Here is a 16,987-nt window from a genome sequence, read left to right on the forward strand (position 1 = left end):
AATAGTGCTATATTAATTAAGGAATAAGTCATGTTAAAGTCAATTGATCCAACTACCACTTCCGCCTGGAAGTCCCTTCAAGCTAGTTATCAAAAGCATCACGCTAAAACCATTGCCCAAATTCTAAAAGATGAACCTAAGCGAGTTGAAAAGTTAAGTATTCCTTTTGAAGATGAGTTCTTGGTTGATCTTTCCAAAAATCGTTTAACGCAAGAGACATTAGAAATTCTTTATAAACTTGCTGATGAATGTGATTTAAATGGTGCAATTAAGGCAATGTACAGCGGTGAAAAAATTAATCGCACAGAAAACCGAGCCGTTTTGCATGTTGCGTTACGTAATGTATCAAACTCACCAATTTATGTTGATGGTAAAAATGTTATGGATGATGTCAATGCAGTGCTTGCTAAGATGGAGTCCTTTAGTGAAAAAATTATTCGTGGTGAGTGGAAAGGTTATACCGGTAAAGCAATTACGGATGTTGTTAATATCGGCATTGGTGGTTCTGATTTAGGACCACATATGATAACTGAGGCGCTGAGACCTTATAAAAATCATTTAACTATGCATTTTGTTTCTAATGTTGATGGAACACATATTGTTGAAGCTTTAAAAGGTTTAAATCCAGAAACAACTTTATTTTTAGTTGCCTCAAAAACGTTTACAACTCAAGAAACCATGACCAATGCTCAAACGGCTCGTCAATGGTTACTTGATTCGGCAAAAGATGCGAAAGCCGTTGCGCTTCACTTTGTTGCGTTATCAACTAACGCTAAAGAAGTTGAAAAATTTGGTATTGATACGGCCAATATGTTTGAATTTTGGGATTGGGTAGGTGGTCGTTATTCTTCTTGGTCAGCTATCGGTTTATCAATTGTTCTTTCAATTGGCTTTGAAAACTTTAAACAGTTTTTAGCTGGTGGCCATGCAATGGATAAACATTTCCAAAGCGCACCAATTGATAAAAATATTCCCACTTTACTTGCTTTAATTGGTATTTGGTACAATAACTTTTATGGTGCAGAAACCGAAGCAATTCTACCTTATGATCAATACATGCATCGTTTTGCGGCTTACTTCCAGCAAGGTAATATGGAGTCGAATGGTAAAAGTGTTGATCGTAATGGTAACAAAACTGGTTATACAACTGGTCCGATTATTTGGGGGGAGCCAGGAACAAATGGCCAACATGCCTTTTATCAATTAATTCATCAGGGTACTAAACTTATCCCTTGTGATTTTATTGCGCCTGCAATTAGTCATAATCCAGTTAGCGATCATCATCCTAAGTTACTTTCTAACTTTTTTGCCCAAACAGAAGCTTTAGCTTTTGGTAAGACAGCACAACAAGTAGAACAAGAGTTTCTTGCTTCTGGTAAAAAACTCGATGAAGTTAAGTCAATTATTCCTTTTAAAGTCTTCGAAGGTAACAAACCGACAAACTCTATTTTAGTTAAAAAAATCACGCCTTATACATTAGGAGCACTAGTTGCGATGTATGAACACAAGATCTTTACCCAAGGTATTATTCTTAATATCTTTAGTTTTGATCAATGGGGAGTTGAGCTTGGTAAGCAATTAGCTGGCCGAATTTTACCGGAATTAGCTGATGATAAACCGGTTAATTCTCATGATGATTCTACTAATAATCTAATTAATCAATACAAGAAATGGCGTTAACAACTATTTTGCGAATTGAATGAATAAAAAAACCTTCAGTCTAAACTGAAGGTTTTTTTATAACTGATTATTTTTTTACGCGCATTATTGGCGTTTTACCTGCTTCAACTGAGCCAGTTAGTTTAGTTAATTCAACTATTGTATCCATATTTGAAACAACAACCGGGGTTAGTACTGATTTGGCTTTACTTTCAAGTAAAGGTAGATCAATTTCAATGATGGTATCACCAATTTTAACTTGTTGTCCTTCTTCAGCAACACGAGTAAAACCCTCACCTTTTAGCTCAACGGTATCTATACCAAAATGAACAAAGAGTTCAATACCTTCATCTGACTCAATCGCAAAAGCATGATTGGTATCAAAGATTTTGCCAATTTTACCATTTAATGGTGCGACAATTTTGTTGCCAGATGGTTTAATTGCAACGCCATCACCAACGATTTTCTCAGCAAAAACAACATCGGGCACATCTTCGATTTTAACAATTTCACCACTAAGAGGTGCAATAACTTCGGTGCTATTTTTATTATCATCAGATACAAATTGCTTTATTTTATCAAATAGACCCATCGTTGACTCCTAACAAATTTGCTTTTCAGCAGTATATTTTTCAATTAAATCGGTTACTTCATTAGCTGTTGCTTTTTCAAGAACCGTATCAGCAAAATTCTTCGCTTCTTCATAATTAGTATTACGAATTAATTTTTTAATTTTAGGAATTGATACTGCACTCATACTAAACTCATCAAGCCCCATTCCTAGTAATAAAATTGTTGCTCTTTCATCACCAGCAAGCTCACCACACATTCCTGTCCATTTCCCTTCTTTGTGAGATGCATCAATGACATTTTTAATTAATGTTAATACTGATGGCGAAAGTGGATTATAAAGGTGTGAAATAAGTTCATTACCACGGTCAACTGCAAGCGTATATTGAGTTAAATCGTTAGTACCAATACTAAAAAAGTCAACTTCTTTAGCTAAGTGACGAGCAATGACCGCAGCGGCAGGCGTTTCGATCATAACACCGATTTCGATGTTTTTATCAAATGCTTTACCTTCAGAGGTTAATTGTTCTTTAAGGATATTGATTTCAGATTTTAAGATACGAATTTCTTCAACCGAAATAATCATCGGGAACATAATGCGTAATTTACCGAATGCAGAGGCACGTAAAATTGCGCGTAACTGGGCATGTAATATTTCTTTACGATCTAAACAAATACGAATTGCTCGCCAACCTAAAAATGGATTTTCTTCTTTTGGTAAATGCATATAAGGTACATCTTTATCACCACCAATATCCATGGTACGAACAATAACCGATAGGCCATTAGTTGATTCAGCAACTTCTTTATATGCTTTGAATTGTTCGTCTTCATTAGGATACGCATCACGATCCATAAATAAGAATTCAGTGCGATAAAGACCAACACCTTCATAACCATTACGATCGGCACCCGCAATATCACGAACTGTACCGATATTGGCACAAATTTCCACTTGATGACCATCAAGCGTTACAGCTGGTAAGTCTTTTAATTTTGCTAACTCTTCTTTATCAGCAAGATATTTGGTTTGAACTTGTTTTAATTTTTCTTGGGTTGCGTGATCTGGATTAATGTAGATAGCGTTGTTGATGGCATCTAAAATAACAAAATCACCCTGTTTAATTGCTTGTGTTGCATTAGAGGTACCAACGATTGCTGGAATTTCTAATGAACGAGCCATGATAGATGTATGTGAAGTACGACCACCGGCATCAGTGATAAAGCCTAATACCATATCTAAGTTTAATTGGGCAGTTTCAGATGGCGTTAAATCAGTCGCAACTAAAATACAAGGTTGGCTAATAGCACTTAAATCAACAATTTCAATACCTAAAATATTTTTTAGCAATCGTTTACCAATATCCCGGATATCGGCAGCACGTTCTTTTAGATATTCATCATCTAAGTTCTCTAACTCTTTTGCTTGGGTTTCAAATACAGATTGGACTGCAGCATCGGCACTTGAGTGTTTACTTTTGATTCGTGAAATCACTTCTTGTTCAAGATCTTCATCTTCAAGAAGCATGATATGACCTTCAAAAATGGCAGCTTTATCTTCACCTAGAGTGGTTTTTGCTCGCTCCATGATTGCATGTAATTGTACGCTTGATTTTTCACGAGCTTCTTTAAAGCGATCAATTTCAGAGTCAATTTTGTTATCAAGAATTTGCCTATTATTAATAACAATAGGTTCTTCTTTTAATAATAGCGCTTTTGCAAAAGCGATACCTGGGGAAACAAGTATACCTGATACCATAACATTTAATCCTTATCTAATATTAAAACCGTTCAACGCTAATATGGGAGTATTATTCCAATTCAGGAATTAATTTTACTAAATGATCTACTGCTTCTTTTTCATCCTCACCTTCGGCTGAAATAGTAATAGTAGTACCTTGAGTTAATCCTAGTGTTTGTAATTTGAATAAGCTCTTAGCACTAGCGCTTTTTCCATTTGATGTGACAGTAATTTCAGAATTGAAGTTTTTAGCTTCCTTTACAAATTGTGCAGCAGGGCGGGTATGAAGACCGTTCGACGCAATAATAGTTACATCTTGCTTATACATAATTATTTTACTCCCAAAAATATATTTGTTCATGCGACAATATAAATAAAAACAGCTTGAAAGGCTAGTAAGATTTCACAGATATGTGACAATTAGTCAATCTTATTGGCGATAATCTACAAAGTCAGCTGATATATTTATCAATATTGGTAAATCCGAATTACCTTATCACTACATTTTTTAAATTCAACCTGCCCGTGAATTCCTCGTTTGATATTTTCAAATACGATTTCTTCACTTCCATCTAGTTGTGAGGCACGGATTTCGTCTCGGCAAAAAGTTTCGAACTTATCAAGTTCTTGTTCACTATTGCCTAGCTGATAATTTTTAGGTAAATTTTGGCTGGTTATATAGGTATTTGTTTTATTTTGCACATCAATAACAATCACACCTTTATTTTGTACCCATGAACTACAAGCAGTTAATGATATGGCTATGCATAGCGATGTTAAAATTAATCTAATAATGTTCAAAATAATTCCTTTATAAAGCACAATAACCTGTTTATTATTTACAACTAGGCATAAATTATATACTAATAATGCGTGAAAGTGCAGGGGGTGTATTTTCACCATTATCACAAAACTAAGGTGGAGTTAATGACTGATAGCAAGATTTATGATGAGCTTAATCGTCAACTTATTCAAAATAAAATTGGCATAACCGCAGCTGAATTACATGGATTCTTATCAGGCCTATTGGCTGGAGGGAATTATGACGAAAGCTGGAAAGTGTTAGCTCAAGACATGTTGAATGATGGGCAAAAGATTGCAGATCCTTTAAATAAGGAAATTGAAAAATTATATCATTCAACTAAACAACAACTTATTGATGAGAATTTTGAGTTTCAACTGTTGCTTAGTGAACAAGATTTGTTTACCCAAATTGATGATTTAGTTGGCTGGGTAAATCATTTTTTATTAGGTATTGGTTTAGTTCAACCTAAACTTAATCGAGTTAAAGGCGATGTAGGTGAAGCAATATATGACCTAAGGCAAATAGCTAAACTCGGTTATGATGAAGATGAAGATCAACAAGAGTTAGCTTTTGCATTTGAGGAGATAAAAGAGTACGTTAGAATTACGGCGATGTTCTGTTTTGATGAATTTAATGAACCTGATATTACTCCAACTCTTCACTAAAAAGCAGTATTATTAATCATTAAGGTAAACGTTATGATAGATATTGATACAGAACTGTTAGCTCGACGAAATAAATTATTGGCGCAGATGCAGCCAAATAGCATTGCCTTATTTTTTGCCTCACCAGAAGTTAGGCGAAGTAATGATACTCATTATCCTTATCGACAAGACAGTGATTTTTGGTATTTTACTTTTTTTGCCGAGCCTGAAGCGCTTTTTGTGATAATTAAACAGCAAGACGGTCAACCACGATATATTTTATTCAATCGTAAAAAAGATCCTTTAGCTGAAACATGGACCGGATATCGCTTAGGTCAGCAGGCTGCATTAGAAAAAATTTGCGTAGATGAAGCTTATCTTTTTGATGATATTAATAACGTTTTGCCAAATTTAATTAATGGAAAGGCCGCCATTTATCATGCTGACCAGCTTTATCATTATGCTGACGAGATAATTAAAAAAACGCTTAATACTTTACGGCAAGGCGGTCGATTCAAACTTTCAGCGCCAAGCATAGTTATTGATTGGCGACCAATCGTTCACGAAATGCGCATGTTTAAGTCTGAATATGAAATCACCATTTTACGTCAAGCCTGTGAAATCAGTGCAAAAGCACATATTAGGGCAATGCAAAAGTGTCAGCCTAATTGGTATGAGTATCAATTAGAAGCTGAAATCTTACATGAGTTTGCTTGGCATGGTGCGCGTTCACCATCCTATAACACTATCGTTGGTGGTGGTAATAATGGCTGTGTATTGCATTATGAAAATAATAGCGACCAATTGAAAAATGGCGATTTAGTCTTAATTGATGCTGGCTGTGAATACCAGTATTATGCTGGGGACATCACCCGAACATTTCCGGTTAATGGTAAATTTAATCAAGCTCAACGAGAAATATATGACCTAGTATTAACAGCACAATATGCCGCTATCAAATCATTAAAACCAGGTACCTCAATATCCTTAGTTAATCAAGAAATTATTCGAATTATGGTTGAAGGGTTAGTTAAGCTGGGAATTATGCAAGGTGATGTTGGAACATTGATTGCAGATAAAGCCTACTTGGCATTTTATATGCATGGTTTAGGTCATTGGTTAGGTATTGATGTGCATGATGTCGGTAGCGATCGTGATCGCATACTTGCACCGGGGATGGTTTTAACGGTTGAACCTGGACTTTATATTAATAAAGATGCTGATGTGCCTGAACGTTATCAAGGTATCGGGATTCGTATTGAAGACAACATTTTGATTACTCAATCGGGCAATGAAGTTTTAACTGCAATGGTACCAAAAGAGCCACAGCAAATTGAACTTTTAATGCAAAACAATAAATAAACTGAAGGAAGGCGCGCTAATCTCGAATGATGAGATTAGCGCTTTTTTTAAAGAAAAAAATTGGCTAATGACCTATTGATTAACCTAAACTAATTGAACTGTCACGATTAAAGATAATCTTCATTTTGATATCTTTACCAGCAATTGGTTTGTATTTCCATGTTTTCATTGCTGTGATCACTGAGCGATTAAAAATATTATTGGGTTGAGCTTCAATAATTCTAATATTTTCAACTCGTCCTTCACTATTTACATCAAACATGACAATAACATGACCTTCTAAGCGCATGTCTAGTGCTCTTCTTGGATATTCTGGGCGATTTCGGCTAATCGGTGTTGGATTGCCTGAATATTGTTGACTATTAGATATTTTAGGTGCAACTGAAGTATTTGCCACATTATCACTTATCGCGTCTTGTCTTACTTGTTGACGAGATGATTTTTGTGTAGGTGGTTTTTTCTTTTTTGGTTTCGGTTTTGGTTTTACTATTGTTGGTTTATCCGGTTCAACAGTCGGTTTTTCGGGTTCTTTTTCCGGTGGAGGCTCAGGTGTTTCTTCTTTAACAACTTCAGGTTCTACAACAGGTTCAACGGGTTGCTCTTCGATAGGTTTATTATCTATGATTTCACTGTTTTCAGCACCTTGAATATCAGGTGTATTTTCAACTAATGATTGTTCTGGGGCTGCTAATTGAGTAAGGTCAACCATTACGGCTTTAATTGAATCATCACCTTCATCAACCATGATGTTATTTGCAAACAACGCCGAGCTAAATAATAATCCTAATAAAAGTAGATGTGATATCACAGCGACAGATGCAAATACATATATATAATTATCCTGTTGCTTCTTAGCAATAGGTGATTGTGGCTCTCTTTCTGTATTGATATCTATATCAAAATTGATCTTCATAGCAGTAATAATTTTTCTCTTAGGGCAAGTATTCTAAATGAAAATGCTTATCATTTGTAGCATTTTTTTAAATATGATTTATCAATAACTTGTTGCTTAAAAATATTTATCAGATAATAGTAAATAAATATTTCCCATTTTTAGCGGTTAGACTGATGAATAATCCATCGATAAAACAAATACTCGATCTAGTGCAAGATGATTTAGTTAAGGTTAATGAAGTAATACAAGCAGAGCTCAGTTCCGATGTTGTATTAATCAATCAATTAGGTAATTATATCATCAGCAGTGGTGGTAAGCGTATTCGCCCAGTTATTGCGTTGCTAATCGCCAAAGCACTTAATTATCATGGTGATAAGCATATTATTACTGCAGCTTTTATCGAATTTATTCACACAGCGACTTTGTTACATGATGATGTTGTTGATGAATCTGCTTTACGACGAGGTAAGTCAACGGCTAATGCATTATTTGGGAATGCTGCCAGTGTTTTAGTTGGTGATTATATTTACACTAGATCTTTCCAAATGATGGTACGCACCGAATCATTCAAAGTATTGAATATAATGTCTGAAGCAACGAATGTTATTGCCGAAGGTGAAGTTCAACAACTTATTAATTGTAATGATCCTGATATTACCAAAGAGCAATATCTACAAGTTATCTACCGTAAAACAGCAAGGCTCTTTGAAGCAACTTCACATTCAGCAGCGGTATTAGCCGGCGCAACACCTGAGCAGGAAGTTGCCCTGCAAGAATATGGTAAATATTTGGGGACAGCCTTTCAAATTATTGATGATTTATTAGACTATAGTGCTGATAGTAATCAAAAATTAGGTAAAAATTTAGGGGATGATCTCAATGAAGGTAAACCAACTTTACCATTATTACATGCCATGCATCATGCTAATTCAGAAGATGCGACATTAATTCGTCAAGCCATTGAGCAAGGAAATGGTCGCCATTTATTAGATCACATTTTAAAAGTGATGCAGTTGTGTGGATCACTTGAATTCACTTTGAAAACGGCTCAACAAGAAGCCGATAAAGCCTTTAATGTTATTTCAATCTTACCCGATTCTCCTTATAAAAAAGCCCTACAAGATCTGGCATTGTTATCAGTAAAAAGGGAAAACTAGACGTGATGTGATATTTTTAAAAACGCTTTTGATGCAATTTGTTTAATAACAATGTCTTTCAGCTAGATATCGTAATAATCTTAAATTGATTTTACATTGCTATGCAAACAAATTACGCCCCTTTATTTGCAATTATTTCAATCAAGGTAGTTATTATGTTCAAGAGATCTTGGCCAGTTTTTTTAATTTTTATTTCGATGATATCTGTACAAGCAAGTGCTTCATTTGCTAAATACTTGTTCCCTGTACTCGGGCCAGAGGCGATGACGGCTTGGCGTCTATTTTTCTCGGCAATTTTATTGGTAATAATCTTTAAACCTTGGCGTAAAACCATTACTAAATCAGCCATAAAATATATTATTTTGTATGGGATAGCGATGGGATGTATGAATTTGTCTTTTTACAATGCGATATCTCGAATCCCTTTAGGTATCGCTGTTGCAATTGAATTGACCGGTCCAATTATGGTGGCGATGTTTTCTGGACGACGATTAGCTGATTTTATTTGGTTAGGTATAGCAATCATTGGGCTAGTAATGTTGCTACCTATTCATCAGGCCTCTAATGATTTAGATCCTGTTGGTATCTTATTAGCTTTATGTGCAGGAAGCTGCTGGGCTGGTTATATTCTTTTTGGGCGTAAAGCCGGTGAAATTTATGGCGCATCAAGTGTAGCGGTAGGTTCAATTGTTGCTTCGCTATTACTTTTTCCAATTGGTGTATGGCAAAGTGGTAGTACAATGTTTTCCTTAGACATTTTGCCATTAGCTTTTATGGTTTCACTATTAGCATCAGCCATCCCATATGGTCTTGATATGATCGCTCTGCCACGATTACCGGCACAAACTTTTAGTACTCTAATGAGTTTATCGCCAGTATTTGCTGCGTTTTCCGGATTAATTGTTTTGCACGAACAGTTAACACATTACCAATGGTTGGCTATCATGTTTATTATTGTTTCATCGATTGGTACGGTATTAACTATGCATCGTCCAAGCAAAATTAAAGCAATAAATCGAGAAAATTAAGTTTATTGAAATACTATCGCGCCAAGCTGCGCGATAGTAATAAATTGAAAGAAAGAGAAATAAAACATTATCGAGGTGGGAAACCCATGCCGCCGCCCATTAACCCTTTCATTTGACGCATCATCTTCATCATGCCGCCACCTTTCATTTTTTTCATCATCTTTTGCATATCTTCAAACTGTTTAAGTAGCTTGTTGACATCTTGCACTTGTGTGCCTGAACCATTAGCAATACGGCGTTTTCGTGAGCCTTTTATGATTTCTGGATTTGCACGTTCTTTTAATGTCATGGAGCCAATTATCGCTTCCATCTTGATGGTGATTTTATCATCCATTTGTGCTTTGATATGGTCGGGAAGTTGTCCCACACCGGGTAGTTTGGCTAGCATTGCGCCCATTCCGCCCATATTACGCATTTGTCGTAGTTGATCTTGAAAGTCATTAAAATCAAACTTATCGCCTTTTTTAAGTTTTTTGGCAATTTTTTCTGCTTTTTCACGATCAACATTACTCTGTAATTCTTCGATTAAAGAAAGAACATCACCCATGCCTAAAATGCGTGAAGCGATACGGTCAGGATAAAAAGGCTCTAATGCATCAGTTTTTTCACCCATCCCTAAGAATTTGATCGGTTTACCTGTGATATGGCGGATTGATAATGCTGCCCCCCCACGAGCATCACCATCAACTTTAGTTAAAATAACACCGGTTAGTGGTAAGGCATCATTAAATGCTTTAGCTGTATTGGCGGCATCTTGCCCTGTCATTGCATCGACAACAAATAGCGTTTCAATTGGATTGATTGCATCATGTAGCGCTTTGATTTCATCCATCATCTCGCTATCAACATGCAATCGACCCGCAGTATCGACAATAAGCACATCAAAGAACTGTAGTTTGGCATGCGAAATGGCTTTGTTAACAATATCAACTGGTTTTTGTTTTATATCTGATGGGAAGAACTCAACATTAATCGCTTTCGCCAGTGTTTCTAATTGTTTTATCGCTGCGGGACGATAAACATCAGCAGAGACAACTAAGACTTTCTTTTTCTGTTTTTCTTTTAAGAATTTTGCCAGTTTAGCCACGCTAGTTGTTTTACCGGCACCTTGCAAGCCAGCCATTAGTATAACCGCTGGAGGCTGGGTAGCTAAGTTAAGTGTACTGTTAACTTCGCCCATTGCGCTGGTAAGTTCGGCTTGAACTATTTTAATAAATTCTTGGCCAGGTGTTAGGCTTTTATTAACATCTAAACCGACGGCTTTTTGTTTAACTTGGTTAATAAATTCTCGTACTACAGGTAAGGCAACATCGGCTTCAAGTAATGCCATGCGCACATCGCGCAACGCATCTTTAATATTATCTTCAGACAGACGCCCGCGACCACTAATATTGCGAAATGTCTGTGATAAACGATCAGTTAAATTCTCAAACATACTAACTCTCAATAAATGAAAAAATTTTCACCTATCATATCAGAAAATTGGCAGAAGTCCCATGATCATCAATTTACTACGACTTGACACGAAATTGGGTTCCTGTTGAAATGAGAACCATAATAAAATGAAAGGAGAAATCATATATGCTAAAAGTTGTTAATACTGATAAAGCCCCTGCAGCTATTGGTCCTTATGTGCAAGGCGTTGATTTGGGGAATATGTTATTTGCCTCGGGTCAAATTCCAATTAATCCAGCAACAGGTGAGATGCCAACTTGCGTGAAAGAACAAACTAAACAGAGTTTAGCGAATGTAAAAGCGATTATAACTGAAGCGGGTTATCAAGTTAAAAATATCGTTAAAACAACAATTTTTTTAGCAGATATGAATGATTTTGCGCAAGTGAATAGTGTCTATGAGGCATTTTTTAACGAGAATCAAGCAACATTCCCGGCACGTTCTTGTGTACAAGTTGCTCGCATCCCTAAAGATGCAAAAGTTGAAATAGAAGTTATCGCTGTAAAATAAGTGCGTTAAATTTGTTAGCATCAAGAGGTGCTAACAAAATAAAAAAGTTGAGGAACGGGGTTTTTGAGGCATTTTTTACTTAATTTACCCATTTTTTGTCACCGACTTCTCATGTTTTTATATTCAAATCAGTTTTTAATAAAAATCGATTTCATTATCCTAACATTATTTATATTTAAATTGTTATTTAGTGATTGATTGCCAATTAAGTTGGTGCAATAATCTACAATTATACATTGATATTTACTGATTAATTAGGTTGAGAAGATGTTTGGAAAAGTAGAGTCGTACGCGGGTGATCCAATCTTATCATTAGTCGCTGAATTTAATAATGACCAGCGTGAGAATAAGATCAATTTAAGTATTGGTTATTATTATGATGAAAACAGTATAGTTCCGCAATTATCTTGCATAAAAACGGCTCGTGACTATATTTATCATCATCAACAAGGCGCACAACTTTATTTGCCGATGAGTGGCTTACCGAGTTATTGTCAAGCGATCCAATCGCTACTTTTTGGTGAAGATAGTCCTGCTTTTCAAGCACAGCGAATCGCCACTATTCAGACTTTGGGCGGATCAGGGGCACTGAAAGTCGGTGCTGACTTTTTATATCGCTATTTTCCCGATTCGCAAGTGTGGGTTAGTGATCCAACTTGGGAAAATCATATCGCTATTTTCAATGGAGCAGGCTTTAAGGTGAATAAATATCCTTATTTTGATCCAGAGACTTGTGGCGTGAAATTTGATGCTATGCTTGAAACACTAAATACCTTACCGGCTAAAAGTATAGTGTTATTGCATCCTTGCTGTCATAACCCAACAGGCGCTGATTTAACACAACAACAGTGGGATGACGTGATTGAGGTTTTACAAAAACGTGATCTTATCCCATTTATGGATATTGCTTACCAAGGTTTTGGTGAATCTATTGAAAGTGATAGTTATGCAATAAAAAAAGTCGCCGAGCAAGGCTTGTGTGGTTTTATAAGTAATTCGTTTTCTAAAACATTCTCACTTTACGGTGAACGGGTAGGTGGTTTATCGGTTTTATGTGATGATAGCCAAGTGGCTAATCGGGTGTTTGGTCAATTGCAAGCAACGGTTCGTCGAAATTATTCTAGCCCAGCCGCTTATGGTGCTCAGTTAGTTTCATATGTATTAAACAATGCTGAACTTAAGGCTTTATGGTTTAAAGAAGTTGAATCGATGCGTAACCGAATTGTTAGCATGCGTTCAACTTTAGTTGATTTATTAAAAACAGCAGCACCTAAACAGAATTTTGATTATTTACTCAAACAAAGAGGTATGTTTAGTTACACCGGTTTTTCTAAAGAGCAAGTCGCACAACTAAAAGATGATTTCGCTGTTTATTTGGTGGGCAGCGGAAGAATGTGTGTGGCGGGATTAAATCACCATAATATACATCGTGTAGCAGAAGCATTTGCCACAATAAAATCATAATGTTACTAACTAGAGGAGAATCACATGTTACGTAAAGTATTTATTTTAATGGTAAGTATTGCGATGACAACCCTTGTTGTAGGTTGTAACACGTTTAAAGGTGTCGGTAAAGATGTTCAATCTGGCGGTAAAGCAATTACCAATACTGCTGAAGATGTTAGTGAAAAAATGTAAATGATAGATGGGTTTGTTTATAATTTTTTTGTAAGCAAACAAGAAAATATGTATCGAATTCTTATTTTAGTATTTTTACTTGTAGGGTGCGGTTCGTTGAATTTTCGAACTGCACCTTTAATAATGGAAAATTGCCAGTATCAAAATCGTTCTGGTATTGAATTTAAGCTAAACCAGCTTGAACCCAATCTTACAGAATATCCCCATATTTATCTCTCACAAAGTCGAGCGGGTCATCATTTACCAATAAGTTATGTTGGTTTAAAAGGCAAATTAACCGGTCAAACTTTTGAACGCGATTATCCAAAAGAGACATTTTGGCGGAGTTCTAATATATTTGAACGAGCATCAATGTATGATGATGGTTATGATGATCTCTACATTAGTACTAAACAGAAAGAAGCACGCGATCGTAAAGCAAAATTTGTTGTTAAAGAAGCCGTGTTAGAAACGTGTCAAATTATCTATATTTCCATTGATTCTTTAGTTAAAGATAGGGATAATCCGTCACTAATCGAAATTAATGATTTATCTATTATGAAATAAGGAATTTATATGACTGACGAACCAACCCTTAAGGGATTAGGTGGCTGGCTTATATTAGTCGGAATGAAATTAATTATAATGGCTTTAAGTGGTATTTTTTTATTGATAACCATTATCAAGAAGTTAATTTATTCTATTCAAATAGATAACGTTGAATATCTATTAGTAATTTTTCTTATTGCTATTAACGGGTATCTGATTTATCTCTTTTTTTCTAAAAACTATAAATTTATCTTTTCGTTCATTGTCTTTACTGTATTAGATGTAATATTTGGGATAGTAAATGAAATTGTTTTTAATGAATACGAAGATTTAAATATATGCTATATTATGGGGTTACTTTTGGGATCAAGTATTTGGATAGCTTATATGTTAAAATCAGTTCGAGTCAAAAATACCTTTATTAATGGACATCATAAAGAAAAAAGCTACAACAATATTATTAGTTAATATATTTTTAAGGAACTAAAATGCCATCAAATTTTGAACCATCTTTAAAGGGAAAAGTTAAGAAAGCCGTAATTCCAGTCGCAGGCCTTGGCACGAGAATGTTACCTGCAACCAAAGCGATTCCTAAAGAGATGTTACCCGTAGTGGATAAACCACTTATACAATATGTTGTTAAAGAGTGTATTGCAGCAGGAATAACCGAAATTATTTTTGTGACACACTCATCTAAAAATTCGATTGAGAACCATTTTGATACCAGCTTTGAGCTTGAAGCCATGCTTGAGGCGCGAGTTAAACGTCAACTCTTGCAAGAAGTGCAAGGAATACTACCAAAACATGTCACTATCACAAGTGTTCGCCAAGGTTTAGCTAAAGGGCTTGGTCATGCGGTGCTTTGTGCTTATCCTTTAGTTGGTGATGAACCTTTTGCTGTTGTGTTACCGGATGTGATAATAGATGAATATGACAGTGATCTTACTCAAGATAATTTAGCGGCGATGATTAATAATTACCATAACACTAAACATAGCCAAATCATGGTTGAGCCAGTTCCGAAAGATCTTGTTTCATCTTATGGTATTGTTGACTGCCGTGGTGAGGAGTTATCAGCTGGTAATGTAACACAGATGTATAGCGTAGTTGAAAAACCATCAATTGAAGAAGCGCCATCTAATCAATCAGTCGTTGGACGTTATGTACTGTCTGAAAAAATTTGGCCTTTATTAGCCAAAACGCCATTGGGTGCAGGTGGTGAAATTCAATTAACTGACGCTATTGCGATGTTACTTGAAGAAGATCTGGTTGATGCTTATTGCATTAAAGGCCGAAGCCATGACTGTGGAAATAAATTAGGTTATGTACAAACTTTTGTACAATACGCAATGCGTCACAAAATCTTGGGTGACGATGTTAAAGCATGGTTAAAAACCATTTAATTTTACTTTATCGTTGATATAAAAAAGACGCCAATTGGCGTCTTTTTGCTATTTGTTTAGAATACATCGAAAGTGTATTTTTTTATCATTAAACTTCTGACTGCTCATTATCCAAGGTCACGTTAGGATCGTTATAGATATCCATATTCATTAATCCAACCTCATGATCAGTTGCAATTGCTGCTGTCATTGCACCAGATACATTGGCTAAGGTTCTCGCCATATCAATGATTGGATCAACGGCTAGCACCATACCGATTAAAGGGAAGTATTCTGCCATTCCCATGCCTGATAGTACAACGGTTGCTGCAACAGTTGCAGTACCTGGGATACCTGCGATGCCAATTGAACCAATAACCACCACAATTACTAGCATAATATAAAATTGGATATCAGTATCAATGCCTACCATATGGGCAACCATAACCGCAAGTAGTGCAGGGAAAAATCCAGCACAACCATTCATACCCATTGTACTACCAAGCGATCCAACTAGATTAGCTGTACCGGTATTTACCCCCATTCTGACCGTCAATGTTGATATGGTCATTGGTAATGTACCAACTGATGAACGGCTAGTGAAGGCCAGTAACCATGTGCCAAGTGCTTTTTTAATGAATATAATTGGTGAAATACCATGCACGATTACAATTATAATATGCACAACGAGCATTATTATAGTGGCAAGGTAAATTGCTAATACGAAACTCGATACTTCAATAATTGCAGGGATACCGTTTGAGATAATCGTACGAGCAAGTAAGGCAATAACCGCATAAGGCATATATTTGATGACCGTCATGGCAATTGACATGATAATTTTATAAAGTGCTTCAATGAAGGTTTTAAAAAGGGCAATAGGTTGAGGATTCTTTTTTTCCATGCGGTTAGCGGCAAGTCCCATTAATGCCGAAAAGATGACTAAGCCAACAATATTCTCTTTTACCATGGAGGCAATGATGTTACTAGGGATAAGATTGACAAATGTATCAATAATATTAGTGTATTGTTTGGCAACCGCAGTTTTGGCTGCGGTTGAACTTAGTTCACCTAATGATAATACATTAGCTAAGATAATCCCGATAATACAGGCAATTGCTGTAGTGAACAGTAACCAAAAAATCCCTCTCAATGCGATTTGTGGTAAATTCTCTTTGCCAGAAAAATCAATAATCACTTTTACAATTGAGACAAAAATAAGTGGAATCACTAGCATGCGAATAAAGGCTATAAAGGCTCTGCCGAATAAACCATACCATGTTGCTGTTTCTTGCATCCAAACTGTTGAATCGGAGGGAAACCCAGCTGCGGCTTGAATACCTAAACCAAGAACGGCACCAAGTACCAATCCGACTAACATTCGAATGGAAAAATTAACTTTTTTAGTTTGTAGTGGCCACATGATAGCGAAAAAGCAAAGCAGTAATAACCCAATCCCGATTAAGGTTTGATAATGGGTGATAGATAAGAACTTTTCAAAAAAAGTACCCTGAAATATGGCACCTGACATGTTTACCCCCAGCGTTTGGATAAAATTAAATTAATTTTGAATAATTTGTTTATGGGTTGGATTAACCATTGAAATTAACCCT

18 protein-coding genes are annotated in these 16,987 nt (G+C 35.8%); 11 read left to right on the forward strand and 7 right to left on the reverse strand.

Going from position 1 to position 16,987, the window contains the following annotated elements; translation table 11 throughout:
* Nucleotides 1-30: 30 nt before the first annotated feature.
* On the forward strand, nt 31-1,680 hold the full coding sequence (gene pgi / locus AC5LXI_RS02960; protein ID WP_493443452.1) for a glucose-6-phosphate isomerase: 1,650 nt from the start codon (nt 31-33) through the stop codon (nt 1,678-1,680).
* Nucleotides 1,681-1,747: 67 nt separating this feature from the next.
* Here the strand turns inward: pgi and crr are convergent, their stop codons facing one another.
* The 4 genes from crr to AC5LXI_RS02980 all read right to left on the reverse strand — a co-directional run bounded on the left by crr (nt 1,748) and on the right by AC5LXI_RS02980 (nt 4,771).
* Nucleotides 1,748-2,251 carry a PTS glucose transporter subunit IIA gene (gene crr / locus AC5LXI_RS02965; RefSeq protein ID WP_493443453.1) on the reverse strand — a complete coding sequence of 168 codons (504 nt, stop codon included), beginning with the start codon at nt 2,249-2,251 and terminating at the stop codon, nt 1,748-1,750.
* A gap of 9 nt (nt 2,252-2,260) precedes the next feature.
* The gene (gene ptsI / locus AC5LXI_RS02970; protein ID WP_493443454.1) at nt 2,261-3,988 is read right to left on the reverse strand and encodes a phosphoenolpyruvate-protein phosphotransferase PtsI; all 1,728 of its coding nucleotides are present in this window, start codon (nt 3,986-3,988) and stop codon (nt 2,261-2,263) included.
* Between the two features lie 52 nt (nt 3,989-4,040).
* On the reverse strand, nt 4,041-4,298 hold the full coding sequence (gene ptsH / locus AC5LXI_RS02975) for a phosphocarrier protein Hpr (protein ID WP_493443455.1): 258 nt from the start codon (nt 4,296-4,298) through the stop codon (nt 4,041-4,043).
* 140 nt (nt 4,299-4,438) lie between these two features.
* Nucleotides 4,439-4,771 (reverse strand): hypothetical protein, encoded by a 333-nt coding sequence (locus tag AC5LXI_RS02980; protein WP_493443456.1) that lies wholly within the window; start codon nt 4,769-4,771, stop codon nt 4,439-4,441.
* A gap of 126 nt (nt 4,772-4,897) precedes the next feature.
* On the opposite strand from AC5LXI_RS02980, the gene AC5LXI_RS02985 reads away from it, so the two are divergent.
* Nucleotides 4,898-5,440, forward strand: coding sequence for a YecA/YgfB family protein (locus AC5LXI_RS02985; protein ID WP_493443457.1), 543 nt, complete (start codon nt 4,898-4,900; stop codon nt 5,438-5,440).
* 33 nt (nt 5,441-5,473) lie between these two features.
* Nucleotides 5,474-6,781, forward strand: coding sequence for a Xaa-Pro aminopeptidase (gene pepP / locus AC5LXI_RS02990; RefSeq protein WP_493443458.1), 1,308 nt, complete (start codon nt 5,474-5,476; stop codon nt 6,779-6,781).
* Between the two features lie 79 nt (nt 6,782-6,860).
* On the opposite strand, the gene AC5LXI_RS02995 is transcribed toward pepP, so the two are convergent.
* A complete protein-coding gene (locus AC5LXI_RS02995) occupies nt 6,861-7,694 on the reverse strand; it encodes a TonB family protein (RefSeq protein ID WP_493443459.1) in 834 nt (277 codons plus the stop codon).
* 155 nt (nt 7,695-7,849) lie between these two features.
* On the opposite strand from AC5LXI_RS02995, the gene ispB reads away from it, so the two are divergent.
* The gene (gene ispB / locus AC5LXI_RS03000; protein WP_493443460.1) at nt 7,850-8,833 is read left to right on the forward strand and encodes an octaprenyl diphosphate synthase; all 984 of its coding nucleotides are present in this window, start codon (nt 7,850-7,852) and stop codon (nt 8,831-8,833) included.
* 155 nt (nt 8,834-8,988) lie between these two features.
* Complete coding sequence (locus AC5LXI_RS03005; protein ID WP_493443461.1) at nt 8,989-9,861, forward strand: EamA family transporter; 873 nt, start codon at nt 8,989-8,991, stop codon at nt 9,859-9,861.
* Between the two features lie 67 nt (nt 9,862-9,928).
* Here the strand turns inward: AC5LXI_RS03005 and ffh are convergent, their stop codons facing one another.
* The gene (gene ffh, locus AC5LXI_RS03010) at nt 9,929-11,296 is read right to left on the reverse strand and encodes a signal recognition particle protein (protein WP_493443462.1); all 1,368 of its coding nucleotides are present in this window, start codon (nt 11,294-11,296) and stop codon (nt 9,929-9,931) included.
* 146 nt (nt 11,297-11,442) lie between these two features.
* On the opposite strand from ffh, the gene AC5LXI_RS03015 reads away from it, so the two are divergent.
* The 6 genes from AC5LXI_RS03015 (at nt 11,443) to galU (ending at nt 15,395) form a co-directional block, all read left to right on the forward strand.
* The gene (locus tag AC5LXI_RS03015) at nt 11,443-11,826 is read left to right on the forward strand and encodes a RidA family protein (protein WP_493443463.1); all 384 of its coding nucleotides are present in this window, start codon (nt 11,443-11,445) and stop codon (nt 11,824-11,826) included.
* Between the two features lie 267 nt (nt 11,827-12,093).
* Nucleotides 12,094-13,290 carry an amino acid aminotransferase gene (locus AC5LXI_RS03020; protein ID WP_493443464.1) on the forward strand — a complete coding sequence of 399 codons (1,197 nt, stop codon included), beginning with the start codon at nt 12,094-12,096 and terminating at the stop codon, nt 13,288-13,290.
* Nucleotides 13,291-13,314: 24 nt separating this feature from the next.
* Nucleotides 13,315-13,464 (forward strand): entericidin A/B family lipoprotein, encoded by a 150-nt coding sequence (locus AC5LXI_RS03025; protein ID WP_493443465.1) that lies wholly within the window; start codon nt 13,315-13,317, stop codon nt 13,462-13,464.
* A gap of 96 nt (nt 13,465-13,560) precedes the next feature.
* Nucleotides 13,561-14,010 carry a hypothetical protein gene (locus AC5LXI_RS03030; RefSeq protein WP_493443466.1) on the forward strand — a complete coding sequence of 150 codons (450 nt, stop codon included), beginning with the start codon at nt 13,561-13,563 and terminating at the stop codon, nt 14,008-14,010.
* 9 nt (nt 14,011-14,019) lie between these two features.
* Nucleotides 14,020-14,460: a DUF2569 family protein gene (locus AC5LXI_RS03035; RefSeq protein ID WP_493443467.1), complete on the forward strand. Its 441-nt coding sequence runs from the start codon at nt 14,020-14,022 to the stop codon at nt 14,458-14,460.
* 20 nt (nt 14,461-14,480) lie between these two features.
* Nucleotides 14,481-15,395, forward strand: a complete 915-nt coding sequence (gene galU / locus AC5LXI_RS03040; protein ID WP_493443468.1) for a UTP--glucose-1-phosphate uridylyltransferase GalU — start codon at nt 14,481-14,483, stop codon at nt 15,393-15,395.
* Between the two features lie 88 nt (nt 15,396-15,483).
* On the opposite strand, the gene AC5LXI_RS03045 is transcribed toward galU, so the two are convergent.
* Nucleotides 15,484-16,905 (reverse strand): cation:dicarboxylate symporter family transporter, encoded by a 1,422-nt coding sequence (locus AC5LXI_RS03045; RefSeq protein WP_493443469.1) that lies wholly within the window; start codon nt 16,903-16,905, stop codon nt 15,484-15,486.
* Between the last annotated feature and the right edge of the window lie 82 nt (nt 16,906-16,987).

The sequence above is a fragment of the Gilliamella sp. LMG 34361 genome (assembly GCF_984569075.1).

Coding starts and splice junctions, on each gene's coding strand:
- pgi (WP_493443452.1), top strand. CDS start 31: ATGTTAAAGTCAATTGATCCAACTACCACTTCCGCCTGGAAGTCCCTT.
- crr (WP_493443453.1), bottom strand. CDS start 2,251: ATGGGTCTATTTGATAAAATAAAGCAATTTGTATCTGATGATAATAAA.
- ptsI (WP_493443454.1), bottom strand. CDS start 3,988: ATGGTATCAGGTATACTTGTTTCCCCAGGTATCGCTTTTGCAAAAGCG.
- ptsH (WP_493443455.1), bottom strand. CDS start 4,298: ATGTATAAGCAAGATGTAACTATTATTGCGTCGAACGGTCTTCATACC.
- AC5LXI_RS02985 (WP_493443457.1), top strand. CDS start 4,898: ATGACTGATAGCAAGATTTATGATGAGCTTAATCGTCAACTTATTCAA.
- pepP (WP_493443458.1), top strand. CDS start 5,474: ATGATAGATATTGATACAGAACTGTTAGCTCGACGAAATAAATTATTG.
- AC5LXI_RS02995 (WP_493443459.1), bottom strand. CDS start 7,694: ATGAAGATCAATTTTGATATAGATATCAATACAGAAAGAGAGCCACAA.
- ispB (WP_493443460.1), top strand. CDS start 7,850: ATGAATAATCCATCGATAAAACAAATACTCGATCTAGTGCAAGATGAT.
- AC5LXI_RS03005 (WP_493443461.1), top strand. CDS start 8,989: ATGTTCAAGAGATCTTGGCCAGTTTTTTTAATTTTTATTTCGATGATA.
- ffh (WP_493443462.1), bottom strand. CDS start 11,296: ATGTTTGAGAATTTAACTGATCGTTTATCACAGACATTTCGCAATATT.
- AC5LXI_RS03015 (WP_493443463.1), top strand. CDS start 11,443: ATGCTAAAAGTTGTTAATACTGATAAAGCCCCTGCAGCTATTGGTCCT.
- AC5LXI_RS03020 (WP_493443464.1), top strand. CDS start 12,094: ATGTTTGGAAAAGTAGAGTCGTACGCGGGTGATCCAATCTTATCATTA.
- AC5LXI_RS03025 (WP_493443465.1), top strand. CDS start 13,315: ATGTTACGTAAAGTATTTATTTTAATGGTAAGTATTGCGATGACAACC.
- AC5LXI_RS03035 (WP_493443467.1), top strand. CDS start 14,020: ATGACTGACGAACCAACCCTTAAGGGATTAGGTGGCTGGCTTATATTA.
- galU (WP_493443468.1), top strand. CDS start 14,481: ATGCCATCAAATTTTGAACCATCTTTAAAGGGAAAAGTTAAGAAAGCC.
- AC5LXI_RS03045 (WP_493443469.1), bottom strand. CDS start 16,905: ATGTCAGGTGCCATATTTCAGGGTACTTTTTTTGAAAAGTTCTTATCT.